Origin of the sequence: Streptomyces sp. MAR4 CNX-425 (assembly GCF_048656465.1) — a bacterium.
In the GTDB taxonomy this organism is placed as follows: domain Bacteria; phylum Actinomycetota; class Actinomycetes; order Streptomycetales; family Streptomycetaceae; genus Streptomyces.
In genome coordinates this window covers 1-21,669 of the sequence record NZ_JBMDLF010000001.1, presented here as the reverse complement: position 1 = coordinate 21,669, position 21,669 = coordinate 1, and the positions used below count along the sequence as shown (strand labels likewise).

Genomic DNA, 21,669 nt, shown 5'->3' with positions numbered 1-21,669 from the left:
CGGTGTCTGTAGGGGAACCGGATCAACCGACGAGGGAGAGACCGTGACCGTACGCGTTCCGAAGGCAGACGTTCCCGCCGAGCTGAAGGAGGCCATGGCGCAGCGGTTCGCCGCCCTGCCCGAGCCCGTCGAAGTGCTGTTCAACAGCCCCGACGTGGCCACGTCCAACCTGGAGTTCTCCGCGAGGGTGGCCGGGTGGAACGCCGCCGACGCGAGCCTGAAGTCGTTCGCGCACATGGCGGTGGCCGCGCAGATCGGCTGCGGCTGGTGCCTCGACGCCGGCTACTTCCAGGCGCAGAACGAGCACCTGGACCTGGCCAAGGCGAGCCAGGTGCCGCGGTGGCGGGAGTCGGACGTGTTCTCGCCGCTGGAGCGGGAGGTGCTGGCGTACGCGGAGGACATGTCGGCCACGCCGCCGGCCGTCACCGACGAGCAGTCGGCGTCCCTGCTGGCGCAGCTCGGCCCGGCGGCGCTGGTCGAGCTGACCCTCTTCATCGGCTACGTCAACCTGGCGACCCGGTCCAACGTGGCGCACGGGATCGCCTCGCAGGGCTATTCCGACGCCTGCGAGATCCCGCTCGCCGCGCGCCCCGGCGGCACCGGGCGCGGGGAGACCCCCGCCGCCGCATGACGAACCCGGCCGACGACCCCTACGTCACCTACCGCGGCCTGCTGTTCACCGTCGCCTACGAGATCCTCGGGTCGGCGGCGGACGCGGAGGACGTCCTGCAGGAGTCCTGGCTGCGGTGGGACGGCGTGGACCGGTCGCGGGTGCGGGACCCGCGCGCGTACCTCGTACGGATCGTCACCCGCCAGGCGGTCAACCGGCTGCGGGCGCTGGCGCGCCGGCGCGAGGACTACGTCGGCGAGTGGCTGCCGGAGCCGTTGCTGACCACGCCCGACGTCGCCGAGGACGTCGTGCTCGCGGAGAGCGTGTCGATGGCGGTGCTCACCGTGCTGGAGACGCTCGGGCCCACCGAGCGGGCCGTGTTCGTGCTCCGCGAGGTCTTCGACGTGCCGTTCGCCGAGATCGCCGGCGCCGTCGGCAAGCCGCCGGCCACCGTGCGGCAGATCGCCCGGCGGGCCCGCCTGCACGTGGCGGCCCGCCGGCCGCGGGTGCGGGTGAGCAGGGCCGAGCAGCGGCGGGTGCTGGAGCGGTTCCTGGCCGCCCTGCGCACCGGGGAGGTGCAGGACCTCCTGGACGTCCTGGCGCCGGACGTGGTCCTGATCGCGGACGGCGGCGGGGTCGTGGCCGCCGCGGCGGCCCCGGTCCACGGGGCCGGGCCGGTGGCGGAGGTGCTCGCGGCCGCGCACCGGGTGCCGCTGGCGACGGCCGCCGTCCTGCTCAACGGCGCCCCCGCGGTCCGGCTCGACCTCGCCGGCGAGCCGGCCGCGGTGAGCCTGGAGCCGGCCGACGGGAAGGTCAGCCGGATCTACCTCGTCCGCAACCCGCACAAGCTCACCCGCCTCGACCGCCCCGCCCCGCTCACCCGGTAGCGGCGGGCCGGCGCCGGACGGGGCCGCCGGCCCGCCTTACCTCCGCGGTAATCGACGCCGCACCCGGGTGCCCCGCAAGGTGGAGTCACCGATCAGCAGTCGCCTTTCAGGAGGTCACCCGCATGTCCGTCTACGAGACCGCCGTCAGCCGCTACTTCGCCGCCTGGAACGCCGCCGACCCCGCCGCCCGGGACAAGGCGGTCGCCGCCGCCTGGACCGAGGACGCCACCTACACCGACCCGCTGGCCGAGGTCGGCGGCCACGCCGGGCTCGCCGCCGCGATCGCCGGGGCGCAGGAGCAGTTCCCGGGCTTCGAGTTCCGGCTCCTCGGGGCGGTCGACGGCCACCACGACACCGCCCGCTTCACCTGGGAGCTGGTCGCGCCCGACGGGTCGGCGCCGGTGCAGGGGTTCGACGTCGTGACGCTGGCCGAGGACGGCCGGATCCGTACCGTGCTCGGCTTTCTCGACCGCGTCCCCGGCTGACGCCCGCATCCCCTTCCGCAGGCCCCAGTCCCCGCCTCCGGCCCCGGTCCGGCGGTTCGGGGCGGGGTTGACACCGTGGGTCATGTCCATGACTGTCGAGGCCGTCGGTGGTGCGACTCCGGACCGGGGGCGCGCCGCCGGCGACACGCCGCCGACACGGAGGTACGTGGATGGGGGAGCCGACCTTCGGACTCCTGGGGCCGCTGCGCGTGTGGGCGGCGGGTGTCCCGATCCGGATCGGCGGGCCGAAGCCGCGGGCCGTGCTGGCCGCCCTGCTGCTGCAGCCCGGCCGCTTCGTCTCCGTGGACGTGCTGACCGAGGTGCTCTGGCCGGGCGGGGCGCCCCCGTCGGCCGTCGCCAACGTCCGCACCTACGTCCGCACCCTCCGCCGGACGCTGTCCGCCGCCGGCATCTCCCCCGCGGGGCTGCGGACCGAACAGTCCGGCTACGCGTTCGACAGCGCGCCCGGCGACGTCGACGTCCTGCTCTTCGAGCGGCGCCTGGACCGGGCCCGCGCCGCCCGCGACCGCGGCGACGACGTCGCCGCGCTGCACGGCTACGAGTCCGCCCTCGGCCTCTGGCGCGGCGGCGTGCTCCAGGACGTACCGGCCAGCGTGGTCTGGGACCCGGCCGTCACCAGGCTGGAAGAGCTGCGCGGGACCGCGGTCGACGAGTGCCTCGGGGTCCGGCTCCGGCTGCGGGACTACGCGCTGCTCCTCGCCGAGCTGCGCACCCGGCTCAGCGAGGACCCGCTGCGCGAGGACCTGTGGCGGATGCTCGTACGCGCCCTGCACGACTCGGGCCGTACCACCGAGGCGCGGTCCGCCTACGCCGAGGCCGAGCGCGTCCTCGCCGCCGAACTCGGCACCGAGCCGAGCAGGCCGCTGCGGGCCGTCGGCGAGGAGGTGTCCGGGTACGGGGGCCTGCGGCGCGCGGCGGCGCTCCCGCCCGTGTGCCAGTTACCCATGGACGTACCGGACTTCACCGGCCGCGCGGCGGAGACCGCCGCGCTGGAGAAGCTGCTGGCGGCGGCCGACCGGCGGCCCGTCGTCGTGGCGGTGTCGGGCCCGCCGGGGTCGGGGAAGTCCGCGCTGGCGGTGCACGTGGCGCACCGGGCCCGGGCGGCGTTCCCCGACGGCCAGCTCTTCGTCGACCTCGGCGGGCTGGGAGACCGGCCGCGCGACCCCGCCGACGTGCTGGCCGAGATGCTGCGCGGCCTCGGCGTCGTCGACAGCACCGTCCCCGCCGAGCGGAGCGAACGGGCCGCGCTGCTGCGCTCCCGGCTGGCGCAGCGCCGCTTCCTCATCGTGCTCGACGACGCCGCCGACGCCGCGCAGGTACGCCCCCTGCTGCCCGGCACCGGCGGCTCGGCCGTGCTCGTCAGCTCCCGCCACCGGATGCCCGACCTGCCGGCGCACCACTTCTCGCTCGGCGAGCTGCGGCAGGACGAGGCGCGGGCCCTGCTCGGCGCGATCGCCGGGCCGGACCGGCTGGACGGCGACGCGGCCGGCGCGGACCGGGTGCTGGCCGGCTGCGGCTCGCTGCCGCTGGCCGTACGGATCGCCGGCTCGCGGCTGGCGAACCGGCGGGCCTGGACCGCGACGACGCTGGCCGACCTGCTCCAGGACGAGCGCGGACGGCTCGACCAGCTCCAGGCGGGCGAGCTGGAGGTGCGGGCGAGCGCGGAGCTGAGCTACCGGCACCTGCCGGAGGCGGCGGCCACGGCCTTCCGGGCCTTCGGCCGGCTGCCGGCCGGGCCGGTGGGCGGCTGGCTCGTCGCCGTCGCCATGGGCGGCGCCGCGGACGCGGACACCGCCGCGACCGCCGACGCCGCCGCCGACGCCGCCGACGCCGACAACGCCGCCGAAGCGCTCGCCACGCTGGCCGACCGGCACCTGATCGAGGCCGTCGGGACCGACGCGCTCGGGATGCAGCGCTACCGCATGCACGACCTGCTCCGCTGCTACGCGCGCGAACTGGCCGACGCGGACACGTTCACCGTGCGCCGCCGGCAGCAACTCCGCATCGTCGACGCCCTCACCGCACTCGCCCGCTCCGCGAACGCGGCGATGCCCACCCGGTTCCTCGGCGTGACCGGCGGGAGCGGCGCGCCCGGCGAACCGGCCCCGACGGGCGGACCGGGCGCGGAGATCACCCGGGCCGTGCGCGCCCGCCCCGTCGAGTGGTTCGAGACCGAACGCCCCACCCTCGTCGCCACGGTGGAGTCCGCGCTGCGGCTCGGCCGCGTCGCCCGGGCCGCCGACCTCGCGCTGGAGCTGGCGAGCTTCTTCGACCTGCGCGGCTACTACGGCGACTGGCTGCGCACCCACCAGCTGGTGCTCGACGCCCTCCCCGCCCCGTCCGACGCGCGGGCCGCCGCGCTGCTCCGCAACATCGGCCAACTGCACCTCTACCGCGACCGCTACGCCGACGCCCGCGCCTCCTTCGCCTGGGCCCGCGCGATCTTCGGGGCCGCGGGCCACCCCGCCGGCGAGGCGGTCGCGGCGGCCGGCGAGGGATCCGTCCATCGGATCCTGGGCGACCTCGACGCCGCGCTGGCGACGTTCACCGACGCGCTGCGCGGGTTCCAGCAAGTCGGCGACCGGCACGGCGAGGCCGTCGCGCGCAACGCCATCGCCTCCGTATGGCTGGAGCGCAAGAACCCGTGGGCCGCGGCGTCCTGGCTGGACGGCGCGCTGGCGCTGGCCCGGGACCTCGGCGACCGGCACCGCGAGGCGCAGGTGCGCCGCCGCATCGCCGTCCTGCACGACCTGCGCGGCGAACCGGACCTCGCGCAGGCGGAGCTGGAGCGGGCCCTGGCCATCTTCGGCGACCTCGCCGACACGCACTGCGCCGCGTACGTGCAGGAGAGCATCGGCGAGCTGTGCCTGCGCCGCGGCAACGCGGGCCAGGCGTCCGCGCTGCTGGCCGACGCGCTGGCCGTGCAGCGGCAGCTGGGCGACCGGCGCGCGGAGGCCAGCCTCGCCTGCCTCCTCGGCGAGCTGCACCGGGCGACGGGCCGGGTGCAGACCGCGCGGGACTACTTCCACCGCTCGCTGTCCACCTGGCGCCGGCTGGAGGTGCACGACCGGGCCGAGTCGGTGCACGCGAAGCTGCGGTCGCTCCACTCCGGCCAGGGGTGACGCGCGTAGCGCGGGCGCGGCGAGGAGCGGCCGCACCCGCGGCGCGCGTGCGCGTGCCGGACGCGGGTACCTCTGCCGTACGCGCGTCAGCAGCGGTTCGTGCTCTTCAGCCGCCGGTCCAGGTAGTCGTACCACCGGACGCCCTGGACGACGGCGACGACGACGGAGCCGCTGTGGAGCTGCTCGTAGTGCAGGTGCGGGCTGATGTTGTAGATCGCCGAGGTGGCGCCGACCCGCCCGATCACCCGGCCGCGCCGCACGTGCGTGCCGCGCTGGACGGTGCGTTCCTTCAGGTGCGCGTACCGGGTCCGCCAGCCGTCGCCGTGCGCGATGACGATGGTGTTGCCGTAGCCGTTGCTCCGGGAGTAGTACGACGCGACGACCTTGCCGCCCGCGCTGGCGAGGACGCGGCGGCCGCGGTCGTCGGGGACGCCCTGGGCGTTGTAGTGGTTCCAGTCGATTGAGTGCGCCGGGCTGTGCCCGCGCCAGTTGTTGCCGCGCCAGACCTGCCCGCAAAGGAAGGGCATCCTGAACGCCGGCCGGGCCAGCGGCACCGCGCCCTCTGACGACGCGGCCGCCTGCGGCGCGGCGACGGCGACCGGGGCCGCCACGGCCACGGCGGCGGCCACGCCGACGGAGGCGAGCACTCGGCGGAAACGTCTGCGCATGGTTCTCCCCTTGTCGTCGGTGTCCCGGCGATTGAAGGAGGCGGCCATACAAAGCGGATACACAGGGCCGCGGCCGCCGCGTTCGCGTACGGTCGTCGCCATGGGTGGGGCGACGACGCGCGAGCGCACGCGATCGCGTGCGCGACGGGGGCCGGGCCCGGGGGCGTGGCCGCTGATCGGGGCCGCCGCGCTGCTCGCCGCGGCCCTGACCGCCTGCGACGGCGGCTCTCACGCGGCGGACGGCCGCGGCGGGCGGCCGGACTCCCCTTCCCCGAGCGCCACCTCGCGCGAGGCCGTCTGCGTCCGGCTCCTCACGTACTGGGCCCACGACCAGCTCAAGCCCGGAGGCGGCAGCCAGTCGGACTACCAGCAGAAGGGCCTGTCCGACGGACAGAACACGATCCTGCTCGACGTCGTCGAACTGGCCGAGCGGGAACGGCGCTCCCACGGCGCCGCGGCGGCCCGGAAACTCGTCGAGACCGAAGTGCGCAGGCGCTGCGCCGAGCGGTACGCGGGGGAGGACACCGCGCCGCCGTCCGCGGGCTGGCCGCAGTAGCGACGGGGACCGCACGGGATCCGTACCGGAAGTCAGGCGACATTCGAGGAGTTGACCATGTCCCTTGTGATCGTGGTGGGTGCCGGAGCCACCGGAAGCGCCGCCGCGCGCCTGCTCGCGGACGGCGGCCACCGGGTCCGCCTCGTCACCCGCAGCGGTTCCGGCCCCGGGCACCCGGGCGTGGAACGGGTCGCCGCCGACGCCGCCGACGCCGACCGGCTCACCGAGGTCGCCGACGGCGCCGCCACCCTGCTCAACTGCGCCGCCCCGCCCTACCACACCTGGGCCGAGGCGTTCCCGCCGCTGGCCGCGGCGCAGCTCACCGCGGCCGAGCGGACCGGCGCCGACTACGTACTCCTGGACAACGCCTACGCGTACGGACAGGTCGACGGCCCCATGACCGAGGATCTGCCGCCGGCCCCCAACAGCGTCAAGGGCCGCGTCCGCGCCGAGGTCTGGCGGCAGACGCTCGCCGCGCACGAGGCCGGCAGGGTGCGCGTCGCCACGGTCCGCGCCTCCGACTTCATCGGCGTCGGCGCGCTCTCCGTCTTCACCGCGAGCGTCGCGCCCCGGGTGCTGACGGGCCGGACGGCGCTGGTGCCGGCGGACCTGGACGCCCCGCACAGCTGGACGGCCACCCGGGACGCCGCCCGGGCCCTGGTCGCCGTGGCCGGGGACGGGACCGCCCGGGGCGGCGTCTGGCACGCCCCCACGCCGCCGCCGGAGTCCGTACGGGACCTGGCCGCGCGGCTGGCGCGGGTGGCCGGGGCGCGGCCGCCGAAGCTGCGGACGATGCCCGGCTGGATGCTCCGCGCCGGCGGCCTTTTCTCGCCGCTGGTACGGGAACTGCCCGAGGTCCAATACCAGTTCCGCCGCCCGTTCGTCCTCGACTCCAGCCACACCGAGCGCACCTTCGACCTCAGCCCCACCCCGCTCGACGACACGCTCGCCGACATGGCCGCGGCCGCCTGAGGGGGCGTACGCGACGTCCCGGTCACCACCCTCCGCACCCGGGCACGCATCCCGCGCGGCTTCGGCCCGAGCGCGGGCGGGCAGGTACTTGTCAGCGGCTCCGCAACGGACCGCGTGGCGCCGCGCATCCCCGATAGCATCGCCCGCACACGGAGAGAGGGGGGCCCGGTGAAGCGCCGTGAAAGTAGCCGAAAGACGACCGTCCGCGCCCGTCCTCACGATGGCTCGCCGGGACTGCTGGCCGTACCCTGTTCCCACGGCGCGCGGACGAAGGCGAGAGCAACTGGGGGCACAGGCGTGGAGGGACGCAGTCCTGCACGGGTTCGCAACGAGTTATTGGCCTCCATGGTCGACGTGCTCCAGGAGGCCGAGACCATGCGGCGCCCGGCCAGCATGGAGATGGTCCTCCAGGCCGTCGCCGCGGAGCTCCAGACGCCCCTGGAGCCGCCCCGCCCCGACCAGCCGTTGCGCGTCTGGCTGTTACGGCTCGTCGGGATCTGCGCGGACGTCGACGAAGGGCTGCAGGGCCTCGCGCGCTGCCTCGGCTACGTGGAACAGCAGTCCGTGCTCATGGACGAGCTGGCGCGGCTGCTGGACGAGTGGGAGGCGGCGGTCTTCTTCCGCTTCGACGACCTGCACCCCCTGCGGCCCGTGCTGCAGAAGCTCCCCTCGGACGCCCTGCTCACCCTCGCCCGCCGGGCCAGCCACTCCCGCACGCAGGAACTGGAGGCGTGGTGCAAGACCGGCTGGGACGTGTTCCTGCGGCTGGCCGGCGACAACACCACCGAGGACGAACTGCCGCCCTGCCTGGCGTACCTGGACCTGGCCGCGGACCTCCTGGTGGAGGAGGGGCGCCACGGCGAGGCGGAGGAGCTGCGCCGCTGGGCCCGCCGGCAGTCCCGGGCCAGGGGGCTCCTCGACGTCCAGGCCGACTGGGCCGCCACCAAGCAGCGCGTCCGTACGTCGCCGTCCGCCGAACCCTCCCTCCACCCGGCGTACCTGCTCATCCAGTGCGAGCCGGACGGCGTGGACCCCGACCGCTTCTACCTGTCGCACTGGCGCCAGGCCGACGCGGACGGCTGGCACCCCGTCCCCGGCGAGACCCTGAACGTGCGCCGCAACGACCTTGAGGTCGAGGTGGAGCGGCTCGTCGAACAGGCCGAGGCGCGCTGGGCGGACCTCCGGCAGCCGGTGGTCATCGAGTTCATCCTTCCGTGGGAACTCCTCCGGGAGCCCGTGGAGTGGTGGAACAAGGAGTCCGACGCGCGGCAGCCGACCCCGTTGGTCATGTACTACACCGTGGTGCTGCGGTCCCTCGACCGGCTGCGCAAGCCCTGGTACCGGCCGTGGAACAACCGCTGGCGGCAGCTGCGGGACACGCCGGCCGAGAGCCGGTCGCACTGGAGCAGACCCGGCCAGTCGGCGTTCCACCTCGAACGGGAGCTCCAGGAGGACGACCAGATCGTCTGCCTCGTACTGAACGAGGTCCCCGGCAGCGACTCGGAGACCGCGCAGGACGAGTTCACCGCGGCCCTGCGGGCGGGCATCCCGGCGATGCTCTGGCAGCGCGGCGCATCCGATCCCGCCTTCCGGGAGGCGGCGGCCGACATCCTCCAGGAGCGCAGTCTCGCCGGCCTGCTGGAGCGCACCCGCGTCTGGCGCAGACAGGCGCTCTCGCTCGGCCGGGAGAACTGGGACGGCCACGTCGGGCGTCATCTGGCCGTGCTGCTGGACGACCCCGAACGCATACCCGGACCTTCGAGCCGTCCCGACACGGGCGGCCCCGACCGGAGGCGGTGAGGCATGAAGGCAGGGAAGGAGAGGGCACGCGGTGACGTGGAGTACGTCGGCAGACATGCGCCACCGCCCCGACGAGGGGCGGCCGGGCACCGGTGCCCCGCGACCAAGGTGCCGTGAGGGCGGTGCTGCCCATGCCCGATGACGACGCGCAGGGTGAGCGGTCCGGGCCCGCGGCGGACCCGGCCGGTCCGGGCGGCACGTGGGCGGACGGACCGGATCTGACTCCGCTGTGGGACAGCTGGCCCGCCGGGGACGGCGGCGCACCGCACCGGGTGCTGCTGGTCGTCGACGCCCACGTCACGGTGCAGGTGTGGGGCCGGCAGCTGGCTCAGCTGCGGCGGGTGCTGACGGACAGCTTCGCCGAGGTACGGAGCCTGCGCCTGCTCCGTACCGACGAGACGGCGCCCGCGAGGGTGCACACCGACGTACCGCTCGACCCGGCGCGCCCGGCGGGGGCCCGGACCGTGGTCCTGGTCGCCACCGACGGCCTGGCCGCCGGCTGGCACCTGGGCGTCGTGCAGGAACTGCTGCGGGAGTGGGGACGGAAGCTGCCCGTCGCCGTGATCGAGCTGCTCCCGCCCCCGCTGTGGTACCGCACCGGCCTCACCGTCTCCCGCCTCCGGGTCCGGGCGGACCACGCCTGGGCCGCCAACGGCACCTGGGAGTGGCGCGAGCGGGACGTCCCCGCCGCATCACCGGGCCACCCGGACGACGACGCCGAGGGCGAACCGTCCGTCATGCCCGTGCTCTCCCTCACCCACCACGGCGCGCGGGCCCTGGCGCACCTGCTGTCCGGCGACGCACACCGCTGGGTCGACCTGCCGGCCTTCCTGGCCCACCGCTGGAAGAACCGGCCGGACCTCGCCCGGCCGCTGCCCTGGCTGGCCGAACCCCCCGACGGGACACGGCAGCAGCCCGCCGCGGACCGGGTCTTCGACTTCCGTGCCGCCGCCTCGCCCACCGCGTTCCGGCTGGCCACCCGGCTGGCCGCGGCACCGCTGAGCCTGCCGGTCATCCGCCGGGTGGTGGAGTCCACGCCCGTCGCGGGGCCGGTGCACGCCGCCGAGTTCTTCATGAGCGGGCTGGTGCGCCCCACCGGAGTGCACGACGACGCCCCGGGGGCCCTCGCGTACGAGTTCACCCCCGGCACCCGCGAGCAGCTGCTCGCCCTCGGGCGGCGCAGCGCCACCGCCCGTACCCTGCGTGACGTCCACGCGGTCCTGGCGTCGGACCCGGGCAGCGCCACGCTGCTGCCGCCGCTCGCCGCCCCGCTGGACGAGTCGGCGGTCCCGGCCGTCACCAGGCGGAGTGCCGCGTTCCTTCGGGTGGAGCTGGCCGCCCTGTCCGCCCTGTCCGGCTCATTCCCTCAGCGCGCCGCGATTCTGCGGAAAGCCCTGAAATGGCACGATCAGTGGAAAGCGGCCCGTTCCCCCGAGGCTCCGCCCACCGCATCGCCGACAGCACCACCCGTATCCGCAGCAGGCGAAGGAGCACCGTCCATGTCGACCACGTCCCAGCGCACCCTGGACACAGAGCGCGCCGGACGGCCGCGGATCTGGGGAAACCTGCCGCCGCGGAACCAGAACTTCACCGGCCGGGACGAACTTCTGGCGCTGCTCGAACAGCGGCTGCAGGAGGGGACGACGACGGTCCTGCCCGAGGCCATTCACGGGATGGGCGGCGTCGGCAAGACCCAGCTGGCGATCGAGTACGCCTACCGCCACCAGGACGAGTACGACATCGTGTGGTGGATTCCCTCGGAGCGGCCGGGCCAGATCGGCCAGTCCCTGGTGGAACTCGCCAAACGGCTGGGCCTGGAGACCACCTCCGAGGTCAACGTCGCCGCCCCCGTCGTCCGGGAGGCGCTGCGCGAGGGCAAGCCGTACGCCCGCTGGCTGCTGATCTTCGACAACGCGGACAGCCCCGAGCAGGTACGCCCCTACTTCCCCACCGGCGGCACCGGGACCATCGTGGTCACCTCCCGCAACCGCCGCTGGAGCCTGGTGGGCGGCTCCCTCGACGTGGACGTCTTCACCCGCGAGGAGAGCAAGAAGCTGCTGAGCCGGTCGGGCCCGGAGCTGGCGGACGAGGAGGCCGAAGCGCTGGCCGCGGCGCTGGGCGACCTGCCGCTGGCCCTGGTGCAGGCGGCCGCCTGGCGCACCGAGACCGGCATGCCGACCTCCGAGTACCTGCGGCTGTTCGAGGACAAGAAGAACGAACTCCTGGAGACCGCCCCGCCGCCGGACTACCAGCTGCCGGTCGCCGCCGCCTGGAACGTCTCGCTCGACCACCTGGAGCAGCGCAGCCCGACGGCCCTCCGGCTGCTGGAGCTGTGCTCCTACTTCGCCCCCGACCCGATCTCCCGCTCGGTCCTCAAGGGCCCGGGCCCGCAGAGCATCTACCCCGAGCTGGACTCCGCCCTCAACGACCCGATGAAGCTCGCCCGCGCCATACGGGAGATCAACCGCTACTCACTCGCCCGCATCGACCACCGCACGAACTCCATCGAGATGCACCGACTCGTGCAGCTCGTACTGGTGAACCGCATGAGTCCGGAGGAGCAGAACCGCATGCGCCAAGGCGCTCACTCCTTGATGGCCACCGCAGACCCCAAGGAACCGAACGACCCGTCGAACTGGCCGAGGTATGCGGAGCTGTACACGCATGTCATCGCCTCCGACGCCGTCAGGTCGGACCAGCCGTGGGTACGCCAGCTGGTGCTGAACGTCGCCCGGTACCTCTACCGCTGGGGCGACCACGACGCCGCGGTCGAGTTCTCCGAGGAGGCGTGGAGCGCCTGGACGGAGCTGTTCTCGGCGGAGGACTCGCTGTCCCTGCTGATGGGCCAGCACCTGGGCTTCATGTACTGGGCCGTCGGACGGTACGGGGACGCGGCCCGGCTGGTGGGCCAGCTGCGGCAGACCTACGACCGTACCCAGCCCGCGGACAGCGAGGACGCGCTCGAAGCCCTCCAGCTGGAGGCGGCCGTCCGGCGCGCGGAGGGACGCTTCGCGGAAGGCGCCGAGATCGACAAGGCCGCCCACGAACGGGCCCTCCAGGCGTTCGGCGAGGAGGACCCCACCACGCTCAACGTCGCCCACAACTACGCCGTGAGCCTGCGCCTCATGGGCGACTTCCAGGGCGCGCTGGAGCTGGACCGCCAGACCTGGCTGCTGCGGCAGCGGCTCTTCGGGCGCGACGACCCGCGCAGCCTCGCGACCGAGGTCTCCGTGGCCATCGACGTACGGGAGAGCGGCGACTACGTCGGCGCGCTGCCGTTGCAGGAAACGGCCGTGGCCGCCCGGCAGGACATCCTCGGCAGCCGCAACCCCTTCACCTTCCACGCGCTGCGCGAGCTGAGCATCACCACCCGGAAGGCGGGTGACCACGCCCGCTCGCTGGAGCTGGCCATCGAGGCCCACGAGGGCTTCACCCGCCGGTACGGCGAGGACCACCCCCGGTCGCTGGCCGCCGCCCTGAGCCTGTCCATCGCCCTGCGCCAGACCGGCGACCTGGACGCCGCCCGGGTCCGCGGCGCCAAGGCGTGCGAGGGCTACCGGCACGTGTACTCCGCAGAGCACCCGTACGCCCTGGCCGCCGACGTCGACCTCGCCCTCTCCGAACGCCTCCTCGGCCGCCCGGAGGAGGCCCGCCGCCTCGACGAGCACGCGATCCGCACCCTGACCGACGTCCTCGGGGACGACCACCCGCACACCCTGGTGGCCGCGGTGAACCTCGCCAGCGACATGGCGGCGCTCGGCGACCACGAGGAAGCCCTCCGCTGGGGGCGCCCGACCCTGAGCCGGTGCCAGGAGGTCTTCGGCACAGACCATCCCACCACCCTGGCCTGCGCGGGCAACCTCTCGCTGGACCTCGCGGCGAGCGGTGACGTCGAAGAGGCCACCGCGCTGCGCCAGGACACCCTGGAACGGCTCCGGCGGGCGCTTGCGGCTCCCGAGCCGCTGGAAGGTGAGGTTCCCACGACGCACCCGGCGATCCTGGCGTTCACCGCGGGGCTGCGGGCGGACTGCGACATCGACCCGGCACCGCTGTAAACCCGGGACGACGGCGGGGCGGGAGCCGCCCGCCTCGCCCCGGCCGGCCCGCGCGCGGCCGGCCGGGGCGGCCCGGTCCGTCCGCCGCGGCCCTCGGCCGCGGTCAGTCCGCCGTGCCCCCGGCGCCCAGCCAGCCGGCGAGTGCCACGGGATCCGCCGATACCTCTCCCGCCGCCCGGAGGGCCTCGTGCAGCGCCCGCGCCCGTTCGGGGAACCGCCGCAGGACCCGGGACGCGGCCCGGTGCGCCGGGTCGCCGGCCAGCGCCCGGCCCAGGACCGCCCAGGTCCCGACGGGAACGTGCGCGTCGCGCAGCCGTGCCCGCAGGGCGTGCTCCGCCGCCGTCCGGTCCCCCCGGGCCAGCAGCACGTCGGCGGCACCCGCTCCGCTCACGTCCTCGGCCGGGCCCGTCCGGTCCCCGCCCGTCTTGCCGAGGGAGTGCCGGGCGAGGACGCCCGCCACGTCGAGGAACGCCACCGCGGGGTCGGGCACCGTCGCGGGCTCGGCGGCGAGCGCGGACGGTGGCCGCCGGGCTCCCCGGATCCAGGCGCGCGCCGCCTCGTCCACGGCCCGCGCGGGCGGCCGCAGGTGGTGCTCGCGCCAGCGGGCCAGGTGGTCCGACGCCGCCTCCTCGGCCAGCCGGGACACCTCCGCGGGTACGTCGTCGGCCGCCGCCCACCGGTCGCAGCGCTCGCCGAGCGTGGCGATCAGGCGGGATCCCAGCGGCGTGAACCGCTCGTGGCCCCGTACCGCCGCCAGCGTGGCCCGTACCTCGTCGCGCCAGAAGACGTACTCGAAGTGGGCCACCGGCGCGTCCGCCGGGTCGACGGCGTGCCGGTGGGTGCGCCAGAAGCGCGCCACGCCGAAGAACGCGTAGATGCCCTGCACCAGGCCCTCCAGGGGGCGCGGGTCGTCCCGCCAGGGGGCGTGGAACAGCTCGGGCTCCGCCCCGTCGCCGGGCGCGGCCGGCCGGAGCAGCGGGTACAGGTGCAGCAGCGCGCCGAGCTTGATGTGCTGGAACTCGTGCACCAGCGTCGCGGCGAAGTGCGAAGCGCCGTCCGGCAGGGAGGCGTTCATACCGCCGAAGGCTTCACCCGTGGAACTGCTGTAGGGCCGAAACCTTTCTCTCGGCCCCGTCGGCGTGATCGAGAGCAGGCCGCGGCGCATCCCGTCGGCGGCGACCGGTTCGTCGCGTAACAGGATGCTCCACGCCTCGCCGGCGCACGCCTCCCACTGCGCCGCCTCGGCGTCCGGCAGAACGCGCGGCGGGCTGGTGCCGAGGTACGTGCGGTAGGGGTCGCACTCCTCCAGCGTCAGGGCGAGTTCGCGCCCGGGCGGTCCCACCGTGAGACGCCGCGTGGGCAGCCACTCCGCGCTCCGCCGGTCCCCGCCGGCCGCGACGACGGCCTCTCCCCGGTGGCCGGATAACTTCAGGCCGCCGCCTTCCCGGCCCGTGACCCGGGCCGTGCCCCACCCGTCCGCGTCCGCGGGCAGCACGGCGCAGCCCAGCGTGGGCAGGGGAACGTACCCCCGGCGCACCGGCACCGTGGCGGTGAAGCCGACCCCCGCCCGCCCGGCCGCGGCCGCGGCCACGGCGGACAGGTGCCCGGCGGTCACCCAGGCCGGCGCGTCCTCCGCCGGCTGACCGCGCAGCCGGCGCAGCGCGGTGGAAAGCCAGATGCCCGTACCGGGAGCCAACAGCAGGTCGTCGACCACCTCCGGCGCCCGCCGCTGCGCCTCCTCCAGCAGGGCCCACGCGTCGGCCGAAGCCTGTCCGCCGCTCTGGTCCAGCAGCGCACGGAGCAGCAACTTCCGGCGGCTCAGCTCCGCGTTGCGCAGCTCTCCGACGACCTCACGGTCACCGTCGCCCCTGATGAGGGCATCCAGGGCGGCCTCCGGGAGCCGGTGGAAGGCCGCACGGTCCTGCGGTGCACTTTCCTCTGCGGGCACCAGGTCTCCCCATGTCGGCCGTCGGCGGTCCCCACCCCGGCCTCAGTCGATACGCGCGCGGTCGCCTCCGTAGCCGCCCGCCAGCACCGCCGGAGGGTGGTCGATGTGGTGCATCAGCCGCTCCAGAGACGCCGCGATGGCCGGCCCTTGCATAGCGCGCAGCGATTCGAGAGAGACCCCCGAGAGGTCCAGGACCGCGGACTCTGCGTCAGGAATCTCCGACTCCATGGCTGCAAATCCCCTCCCGGTCGTGTGGTGGCATGTACGCGGCGCCGTTGCCTTAGCCAATGATGACCCAGCCGGGCAGGCGTCGAAACCCCGCGGGTCAGCCAGTCGGCAAACACGTCACCTGTGCCGTCGGGCCAGAGCGGCGGCCTCCGCGGACACCCGGGCCATCTCCGCGGACCCCTCCTCCCACACCCGTAACGCGGCCAGGAACTCGTCGAGCGTGCCGGGGTAGCGCAGACAGGCGCGGAGCACGCCGTAGAGCTCGGCCCGCAGCGTCGTGGCGCGGACGCGGTTGCCGTCGATCCGCGGGTCGACGTCGTCCAGCACCGTCTCCAGGCCGCCGGGCCGGCGCAGCGTGGGCAGTTCGGCCAGCGCCGCGACGAGGTCCTTCAGGTCGCCCATGGCCAGGCCGGGCGGCAGCCCCACCAGCGACGCCACCGCCGCCCGCCCGCCGCCCCCGGCCAGCTCCTCCCGCGGCGGCAGGCCGGCGCAGCCGCGCAGGACGTCCAGGTCGGCGGGGGACAGCACCTCGTACCAGCGCTCGACCCGGGTGGCGGCGAGCCGGCCGGGGCCGTCCGCGCGGTGGTGGGCGGCGACCACGCCGACCACGGCGTCGTCCGACCAGACGGCGGCGCCGGACATGCCCTGCCAGGGGGAGCGGTCCGACCCGACCGGCTCGGCGGGCTGCTGGACGGCGAGTTCGAGGGTCCCCTCGCGCCGGTTGGAGAGCGCGGCGACGGTGCCGGAGGCGTGAAAGGTGTCGCGGTACCGGCCGGGTGAACCGCCGCCGTCCTCGCGGAGCTTGAAGAGCGGAAAGCCGACCGCGGTGAACGGCAGCACCACGTCCGCGTCGGGGACGGCCGCGTACCGCGGCGGGTAGACGGCCGTGCCCCGCGGCGCCGCGAGCTCCAGCAGGGCGAGGTCGGCGGCCTCGGAACAGAGGCGGACGGCGGCCCCGGTGGTCCACTCCCCGGGCCGGTCGGCGTGGAAGCGGACGCGCAGGGAGCCCACCGGCGAGGCCACGAGATGCCCGGCGGTCAGGACGAACCGGTCGCCGACCCGGTACCCGGACCCGCGCCGCCCGCCCGCACCGGGCCGTCCGTCCGTACCGGCCGGAGAGCCGACGAGGACCTCGGCCACCCTGGCCATTTCCAGACCCCCCGCGGCGCGTTCCGGCCCCTGAGGCCCACCCCGGTCACCCACACGAGGAACGTACCCGCCGCCCCGGAGCCCGCACCACCCGCCCGAACGGCGAACGGTGCGGGCCGAGCCAGGCTCGACCCGCACCGGCCGGCGTCGGGCGCCCGGCAGTTACCCGCTGCTCAGTCCGCGTACCAGCCGGAAGCCGACCCGGTGGAACTGAAGAAGAACCTGTACTTGGTGCTGTCCTTCACGTCGGTCGCGATCACCTTCCACGCGCCCAGCTTGGCGTACTTGTAGCTGCTCTGGCAGTAGTCCTTGCCGGAGCTGGGGTAAAAGCACACCTTGACGTAACGGTTACCGCTGGTCATGTACAGGTTGATGTCGTTGCAGTTGCTCGACGTCGTCAGGACGTAGCCGGGAGCCAGATGGCCGCCCGAACCCTTGCTGAAGCTCCCCGCCCCGTCGTAGCACGCCCCCTGGACACCCGCCGTCGCCCCCTCGGACGCGGTGGCAGCGGCGGCGGTCGTACCGGTCAGGGCACCCGACACCAGCACCAGTCCGGCCACCGTGGCAAGCAGGCGTTTCACAGCCCTCATGAATCTCCCCCAGAGTCCGCAGTGCGCCCCCCGGCGCGGCCTGCGCCGCAGGCTTCACTGTCCCGTTCGTAACGTTGCAGCGGACCTCGGAGGTGTCAACCGGTCCGCTGCAACGCGCTGGCGCTGGCGCCCGCCACCGCCGAACGAGACCTCATTGCCGTGGGCGAGGACGTATCCGGCAGCTTCCCAGCGGCGGTTCTGGCGCTGGTAGACGGTTGCGTCGCCGTTGGCGCGTACGCGGCGGGAGAAACTGATGTCTCGGGGCGTGGTCATGGGACGGCTTCCTGTTCGAGTCGGTAAGGGCGTGGGCGGGTACGGGCGGCACGTCCCACTCCCGGCTGTGCGTACGGCCCCACGTGCCCCATCACCGCGCCCACCTTGCCGTTCCGTCGGTCGACCACCAGGGCGCCGACATCGGGCAAGATGGTGTGCCCGCCGGTACCAGAGGTAGGGGCCGTCATCGTGACCACCCCGGCGAGGCGGCGCGCGACCGGGCGTCCAGTCGCAGGGCGGGAACACATGGGGTGGCGCTCATTCGCACGGTGACGCTCCTCGGCGGCATGGTGCGTGCCCTTGGGTCCGTCGGTGCCGCAGGGTCGGCACCGATCCTCACGCCGGTCACCGGGACGAAGGAACCTCCACCCAACCCCCATCCGGGACGTCCCGCACCGTGCAGAACGTCCCTGGTGCCGTCCTGAGATGTAGAGGGAGACTCGTGCCGAACGAGAGAGTACGAGCCGTCATGGCAGCCTGAGGCTGGACATACGCGACTCTTGCCCAGGAGGTCGAGGTCGACCCCAAGTCGGTCGAGCGCTGGGTGAACCTCGGGCGTATCCCACGTCGTGCCACCGCCCTCCAGGCGGCCACACCGTCCGCATCGCGATCGGGGACCCCGACAGCGACAACGTCCAAGCCCGCGGTCAGGAGGAGCGGTTCGGCCACGGCATCGAATCCCGCTGAGGCCTCGCACTCATGCGCTACAGGCCGCTCGCCGGCACCCCCGGCCTCGAAGTCCGCACCCACGCAACTACGCTCTACAACTCCTTCTACCGCGCCGACGACCAGCAACTCGTCAACGCCCACGTCTGAGGCGTCAACGCCTACGCCGCCCCCGTATGGCATCTTCGCCGACACGAGGCAGGCGGCATGTTCGACACCTACGCCGAGAGCTTCGACGCTGTGTGGGCGACGGCAACGCCCGCATGAGAGGACGGCTGACCGTGGCCCGCACCGAGTACTACGACGACCCGAACGCGCCCCAGCCGAACAGCATGGTCGTCGCCGCATCCGCCGTCGTCACCGACGATCACGGGCGCATCCTCCTCCAGCGCCGCCGCGACAACGACCTCTGGGCACTGCCCGGCGGCGGCATGGACCTCACCGACTCCCTGCCCGGCACCGCCGTCCGCGAGGTCAAAGAAGAAACCGGCCTCGACGTCCAGATCACCGGCCTGGTCGGCACCTACACCGACCCGAAACACATCATCGCCTACACCGACGGTGAGGTCCGCAGACAGTTCAACGTCTGCTTCAACGCCCGCATCACAGGGGGCCAACTGGCAATCTCCGACGAGTCCACCGAGCTCCGGTTCGTGCCGCCGGACGAGATCGAGCAGTTGCCGATGCACCACACCCAACGACTCAGGCTCCAGCACTTCCTGGAACACCGCGAGAAGCCGTACCTGGGCTGAACCGCCGGACGGCAGTAGCGACGGCAAAACCAGCAAACCGCACTTCACCTGTGAAAAAGCAGGTCGAAGACTTCGCGTAGCACACGTACTATGTGCTGGCGGGGCTGGCCGCGGTTCTCGTTCACAACAGTAGTAATTGCCCTGAAGAGATCCCAGATTCTTCTGGGGATTCCTCCCTTACTCCTGGTGAAGCCGCAGAAGAAGTTGCTCAGGCTCAGGAAGAGAGGCAGCGACGAGCAGTGCTCCGAAGAGACGCCGTAGAAGAGTCTCCCAACCTCGGGCAGCGAGTGGGTGACGTTGTCGATAACGGCGTATCAGCAGCGGATCCCGATGGATCGCTCGTTACAACGGCCATTGTGGCCTACGATGTGCTCTGTAGGAGAGATAAAGCGGCGGAGCCTCTGAGGGGATCTCCCATGTCAGAATCGGTAGCGCAGGTCAAGGAGATACTGGGGCGCCTTGAGGTTGAAGGCGATCTGTCGCGCATATCCCCACGGGATGTGCGCCCGGCGGCATGGGACCGCACCACGCCTGAACTGCTCACACTGGTCGCCATCCATGTGGCCGTCGTGGATGCGTTAGGAAGTATCCCCGAAGACGGCAGCGTGGGCAGACTGCTGAATGAGGTAGTCGCCCATACACGAGGGCTGGAGGACCTTGAGGGCGTCGACATCGAAGGGCTGCTGCTTGCGGATGTGGTCCGATCGAGCCGCCTGGGCGGCCCGGAAGGGATTACCTGGGATGCGGCATTCCGCCTCCTCGGAGGAGTCGTCAGTATCCGAAAGATTTCTTCGGCAGAGCTTGATGACCTGCTGGAGAGGGCGGAAGTCAAGTGTCGTGAAATTCTGGAAAGTGGCCTCCTGGTGGAGCCTCGAATCCGCAGCAGCGAATATGGACCTTGGGATGTCTCGGAATCTTGGAGACCAGATGTCGAACGTCTTAACCTTGGCTCGTTGCTGGTGCCGCGTATACCCGGAGTCGACATCCTGCCGTACCGGGTAGATGGCATGATTGTAGGTGCAGTGGCAAAACTGGCTGGCATGAGATTTGTTGTGCAGGCATTCCAGGTCGGCTCATCAAGCAGGACATGGAATTCATCCAGACAGGGCATCATCGAGAGCGCCGCAGCTAAGGGAGGAGAGGCCGCAGAGGCGATCCAGGCTCTAGGTCCAGAGGTTACAGCAACTCTTCCTGGACTCAAGGGTCAAGAGCCGCAGGTGTTCAGATTCGTCGGCTGTGATGGCCCTGGGTGGATTCTGAGAGGTATTGAGTCCGGGATCGGAGTCTCGTCGGATGTCATCGATGGAAGGATTCATTTCTTCTTTACCAATACAGTGGTCGATCTGCGGGATGCAGATTACGCCACTGGGGGAGCGGTCGTCTTGCGCTGGCCGACCGAACTGAGCTGACGAAGTCGCCGTGCTACTGGGAAGGCTATGAGCTCGTAACACGATCTTGTAGGAGTCCCGTCGGCCTGGGCCTGGACTGCGGCAGGGGATCCCCCAGTGGCGTCAGCGGCGGCAACGCGCAAACCTGCGGCGATGACCTGAACCACTGACCGTCTGAACGATGGCCCTGATGGTGGGACGAATATCCGGCGACGCGGCGAGCGCAGGGTAAGGGTTGAAGAAGTACGTGACCGACGAGATGAACGCGTAAGTGCGATTTCGGGAGCACCTGGTCGAGTATCTAGCACCGTGCAGGACGTTTCTCCTGTGGTAGGTGGTCTGGAGGGTGCCGAGCCGGTTACCCCTGTCGCCATGACAGCAGGCGTGATTGGTTACAACATAATGAGAAGATTGAGACGGAGATGAAAGCCGCGATGCTGGGTGATGCGTGGGAGCTCTGGCGTAAATACGAGTCTGATCGATTCCTTCCGCTGGAGGAGGAGAGGAAGTCTCGGCGGGCAGACGAGGGTCAACTCCCTCCGGCTTCCTTGTTCGCGGTGGACCTGGGTGGCTGGATGGCTGAACTGGAAGATCGGGTGGATCAAGCGCCGTTGGAAACGGTGCTCGACGAGGTCGGTGTGGAGTTGCCGCTCGCCGAGGCGATGCTCGTTGCACGCTCTTTCACTGCTGATGCAGAGGCTGCGGTTGAGGCGAGCAGCCGAAGTTTGGGGCGCGTGAGTAATTGGCTCGCCCTTCTCTCGTCAGAATATCGATACGAAGGGATGTCGGACACTGACGTGTCGAATCGCCTCGCGCTCGCCGCGGAATTTCTGCAGGGTTCAGAAGCGGAATATGTGAAACAGGCGGTCGGGGATGAGCGGTTTGCTGCCTTCGACGTTGTCCCTTCGCAGATTCGTCCTGCTGTGCGAGATGGGAGGGTAGGTCCATGGGATGCGGAGGAGGTGGAAATCCTCAGTCCCTCATACATTGACCTGGGTGCCCTCGCGATCCCTTATGTTTTTGGGATGAGAATCCGACCTGAATGGGATCGCGGAGTGGTCTGCGGGGTAAATCTCGCGATCGGGGGTACTGAGATCAAACTTGAAGCACTGCATATGGATGGCGGCGGATTGTGGGATGGCCTGCTCGGTGGTATCCGTGGCAGTCTTTTCTCGCGAGGGGTGGTCGCCGAGTCTTATCTCGCCAGCCTGGGTGTAGAATTGCGTGCGCGGGTTCCTCATGCTCGCCGCGCCTCCTCGATGTCCACCCGCTTTCTCGGTTGCGAAGGTCCTGGATGGCTGCTCCGTGGAACAGTAGAACATCCACAGGATGCTTATTTTCATCACAATCAGGTGCGTCGCGTTTTCGTCGACACGGTCGTAAATCCATCCGCGTCAGCAGGGCGAGATCGTGAGCGTATGCACCTCCGGTGGCCGCCGTCTCATGGTTGGGATGAACGGTTGACGCCAGTGTATTGAGCGTCTGCTTGAAAACCCCAG

At 72.3% G+C, this 21,669-nt stretch carries 15 protein-coding genes and 2 pseudogenes; 12 read left to right on the top strand and 5 right to left on the bottom strand.

Features of this window, described 5'->3' with window-relative positions; all coding sequences use genetic code 11:
- Nucleotides 1–43: 43 nt before the first annotated feature.
- From ACHZ99_RS00085 to ACHZ99_RS00070, 4 genes are all read left to right on the top strand, one after another.
- Nucleotides 44–631 (top strand): carboxymuconolactone decarboxylase family protein, encoded by a 588-nt coding sequence (locus tag ACHZ99_RS00085; protein ID WP_420302192.1) that lies wholly within the window; start codon nucleotides 44–46, stop codon nucleotides 629–631.
- Nucleotides 628–1,497, top strand: coding sequence for an RNA polymerase sigma-70 factor (locus tag ACHZ99_RS00080; RefSeq protein ID WP_420302191.1), 870 nt, complete (start codon nucleotides 628–630; stop codon nucleotides 1,495–1,497). The genes ACHZ99_RS00085 and ACHZ99_RS00080 overlap by 4 nt, the downstream gene beginning before the upstream one ends.
- A gap of 122 nt (nucleotides 1,498–1,619) precedes the next feature.
- Complete coding sequence (locus ACHZ99_RS00075) at nucleotides 1,620–1,982, top strand: nuclear transport factor 2 family protein (RefSeq protein ID WP_420302190.1); 363 nt, start codon at nucleotides 1,620–1,622, stop codon at nucleotides 1,980–1,982.
- A gap of 170 nt (nucleotides 1,983–2,152) precedes the next feature.
- Nucleotides 2,153–5,125 carry an AfsR/SARP family transcriptional regulator gene (locus tag ACHZ99_RS00070; RefSeq protein ID WP_420302189.1) on the top strand — a complete coding sequence of 991 codons (2,973 nt, stop codon included), beginning with the start codon at nucleotides 2,153–2,155 and terminating at the stop codon, nucleotides 5,123–5,125.
- 86 nt (nucleotides 5,126–5,211) lie between these two features.
- On the opposite strand, the gene ACHZ99_RS00065 is transcribed toward ACHZ99_RS00070, so the two are convergent.
- Entirely contained in the window at nucleotides 5,212–5,793 is a 582-nt protein-coding gene (locus tag ACHZ99_RS00065; protein ID WP_420302188.1) for a M23 family metallopeptidase, read from the bottom strand.
- A 100-nt stretch (nucleotides 5,794–5,893) separates the two neighbouring features.
- Between ACHZ99_RS00065 and ACHZ99_RS00060 the strand changes: the two genes are divergently transcribed.
- From ACHZ99_RS00060 to fxsT, 4 genes are all read left to right on the top strand, one after another.
- Nucleotides 5,894–6,349 (top strand): hypothetical protein, encoded by a 456-nt coding sequence (locus tag ACHZ99_RS00060; RefSeq protein WP_420302187.1) that lies wholly within the window; start codon nucleotides 5,894–5,896, stop codon nucleotides 6,347–6,349.
- Nucleotides 6,350–6,406: 57 nt separating this feature from the next.
- A complete protein-coding gene (locus ACHZ99_RS00055) occupies nucleotides 6,407–7,321 on the top strand; it encodes an NAD-dependent epimerase/dehydratase family protein (protein WP_420302186.1) in 915 nt (304 codons plus the stop codon).
- A 345-nt stretch (nucleotides 7,322–7,666) separates the two neighbouring features.
- Nucleotides 7,667–9,121, top strand: coding sequence for an effector-associated domain 2-containing protein (locus ACHZ99_RS00050; protein WP_420302185.1), 1,455 nt, complete (start codon nucleotides 7,667–7,669; stop codon nucleotides 9,119–9,121).
- 131 nt (nucleotides 9,122–9,252) lie between these two features.
- Nucleotides 9,253–13,176, top strand: a complete 3,924-nt coding sequence (fxsT, locus tag ACHZ99_RS00045; RefSeq protein WP_420302184.1) for an FxSxx-COOH system tetratricopeptide repeat protein — start codon at nucleotides 9,253–9,255, stop codon at nucleotides 13,174–13,176.
- A 103-nt stretch (nucleotides 13,177–13,279) separates the two neighbouring features.
- Here fxsT and ACHZ99_RS00040 read toward each other — a convergent pair whose 3' ends face one another.
- The 4 genes and pseudogenes from ACHZ99_RS00040 to ACHZ99_RS00025 all read right to left on the bottom strand — a co-directional run.
- On the bottom strand, nucleotides 13,280–15,124 hold the full coding sequence (locus tag ACHZ99_RS00040) for an HEXXH motif domain-containing protein (protein ID WP_420302183.1): 1,845 nt from the start codon (nucleotides 15,122–15,124) through the stop codon (nucleotides 13,280–13,282).
- 345 nt (nucleotides 15,125–15,469) lie between these two features.
- Nucleotides 15,470–16,501: an effector-associated domain 2-containing protein gene (locus ACHZ99_RS00035; protein ID WP_420302182.1), complete on the bottom strand. Its 1,032-nt coding sequence runs from the start codon at nucleotides 16,499–16,501 to the stop codon at nucleotides 15,470–15,472.
- A gap of 173 nt (nucleotides 16,502–16,674) precedes the next feature.
- The gene (locus ACHZ99_RS00030) at nucleotides 16,675–17,082 is read right to left on the bottom strand and encodes a hypothetical protein (RefSeq protein ID WP_420302181.1); all 408 of its coding nucleotides are present in this window, start codon (nucleotides 17,080–17,082) and stop codon (nucleotides 16,675–16,677) included.
- Between the two features lie 162 nt (nucleotides 17,083–17,244).
- Nucleotides 17,245–17,364, bottom strand: a pseudogene (locus tag ACHZ99_RS00025) (site-specific integrase); the annotation flags it as partial.
- Nucleotides 17,365–17,806: 442 nt separating this feature from the next.
- On the opposite strand from ACHZ99_RS00025, the pseudogene ACHZ99_RS00020 reads away from it, so the two are divergent.
- From ACHZ99_RS00020 to ACHZ99_RS00005, 4 genes and pseudogenes are all read left to right on the top strand, one after another.
- A pseudogene (locus ACHZ99_RS00020) lies at nucleotides 17,807–18,297 on the top strand (helix-turn-helix domain-containing protein).
- A 14-nt stretch (nucleotides 18,298–18,311) separates the two neighbouring features.
- Nucleotides 18,312–18,782, top strand: a complete 471-nt coding sequence (locus ACHZ99_RS00015; protein ID WP_420302180.1) for an NUDIX domain-containing protein — start codon at nucleotides 18,312–18,314, stop codon at nucleotides 18,780–18,782.
- A 416-nt stretch (nucleotides 18,783–19,198) separates the two neighbouring features.
- Entirely contained in the window at nucleotides 19,199–20,191 is a 993-nt protein-coding gene (locus ACHZ99_RS00010) for a DUF3710 domain-containing protein (protein ID WP_420302179.1), read from the top strand.
- A 401-nt stretch (nucleotides 20,192–20,592) separates the two neighbouring features.
- The gene (locus ACHZ99_RS00005; RefSeq protein ID WP_420302178.1) at nucleotides 20,593–21,648 is read left to right on the top strand and encodes a DUF3710 domain-containing protein; all 1,056 of its coding nucleotides are present in this window, start codon (nucleotides 20,593–20,595) and stop codon (nucleotides 21,646–21,648) included.
- Nucleotides 21,649–21,669 lie beyond the last annotated feature (21 nt).

Excerpts from the sequence above, each read along its gene's own strand:
- ACHZ99_RS00035 (WP_420302182.1), bottom strand. The coding sequence starts at position 16,501 with ATGGCCAGGGTGGCCGAGGTCCTCGTCGGCTCTCCGGCCGGTACGGAC.
- ACHZ99_RS00060 (WP_420302187.1), top strand. The coding sequence starts at position 5,894 with ATGGGTGGGGCGACGACGCGCGAGCGCACGCGATCGCGTGCGCGACGG.
- fxsT (WP_420302184.1), top strand. The coding sequence starts at position 9,253 with ATGCCCGATGACGACGCGCAGGGTGAGCGGTCCGGGCCCGCGGCGGAC.
- ACHZ99_RS00070 (WP_420302189.1), top strand. The coding sequence starts at position 2,153 with ATGGGGGAGCCGACCTTCGGACTCCTGGGGCCGCTGCGCGTGTGGGCG.
- ACHZ99_RS00075 (WP_420302190.1), top strand. The coding sequence starts at position 1,620 with ATGTCCGTCTACGAGACCGCCGTCAGCCGCTACTTCGCCGCCTGGAAC.
- ACHZ99_RS00050 (WP_420302185.1), top strand. The coding sequence starts at position 7,667 with ATGGTCGACGTGCTCCAGGAGGCCGAGACCATGCGGCGCCCGGCCAGC.
- ACHZ99_RS00080 (WP_420302191.1), top strand. The coding sequence starts at position 628 with ATGACGAACCCGGCCGACGACCCCTACGTCACCTACCGCGGCCTGCTG.
- ACHZ99_RS00055 (WP_420302186.1), top strand. The coding sequence starts at position 6,407 with ATGTCCCTTGTGATCGTGGTGGGTGCCGGAGCCACCGGAAGCGCCGCC.
- ACHZ99_RS00065 (WP_420302188.1), bottom strand. The coding sequence starts at position 5,793 with ATGCGCAGACGTTTCCGCCGAGTGCTCGCCTCCGTCGGCGTGGCCGCC.
- ACHZ99_RS00010 (WP_420302179.1), top strand. The coding sequence starts at position 19,199 with ATGTCAGAATCGGTAGCGCAGGTCAAGGAGATACTGGGGCGCCTTGAG.
- ACHZ99_RS00005 (WP_420302178.1), top strand. The coding sequence starts at position 20,593 with ATGAAAGCCGCGATGCTGGGTGATGCGTGGGAGCTCTGGCGTAAATAC.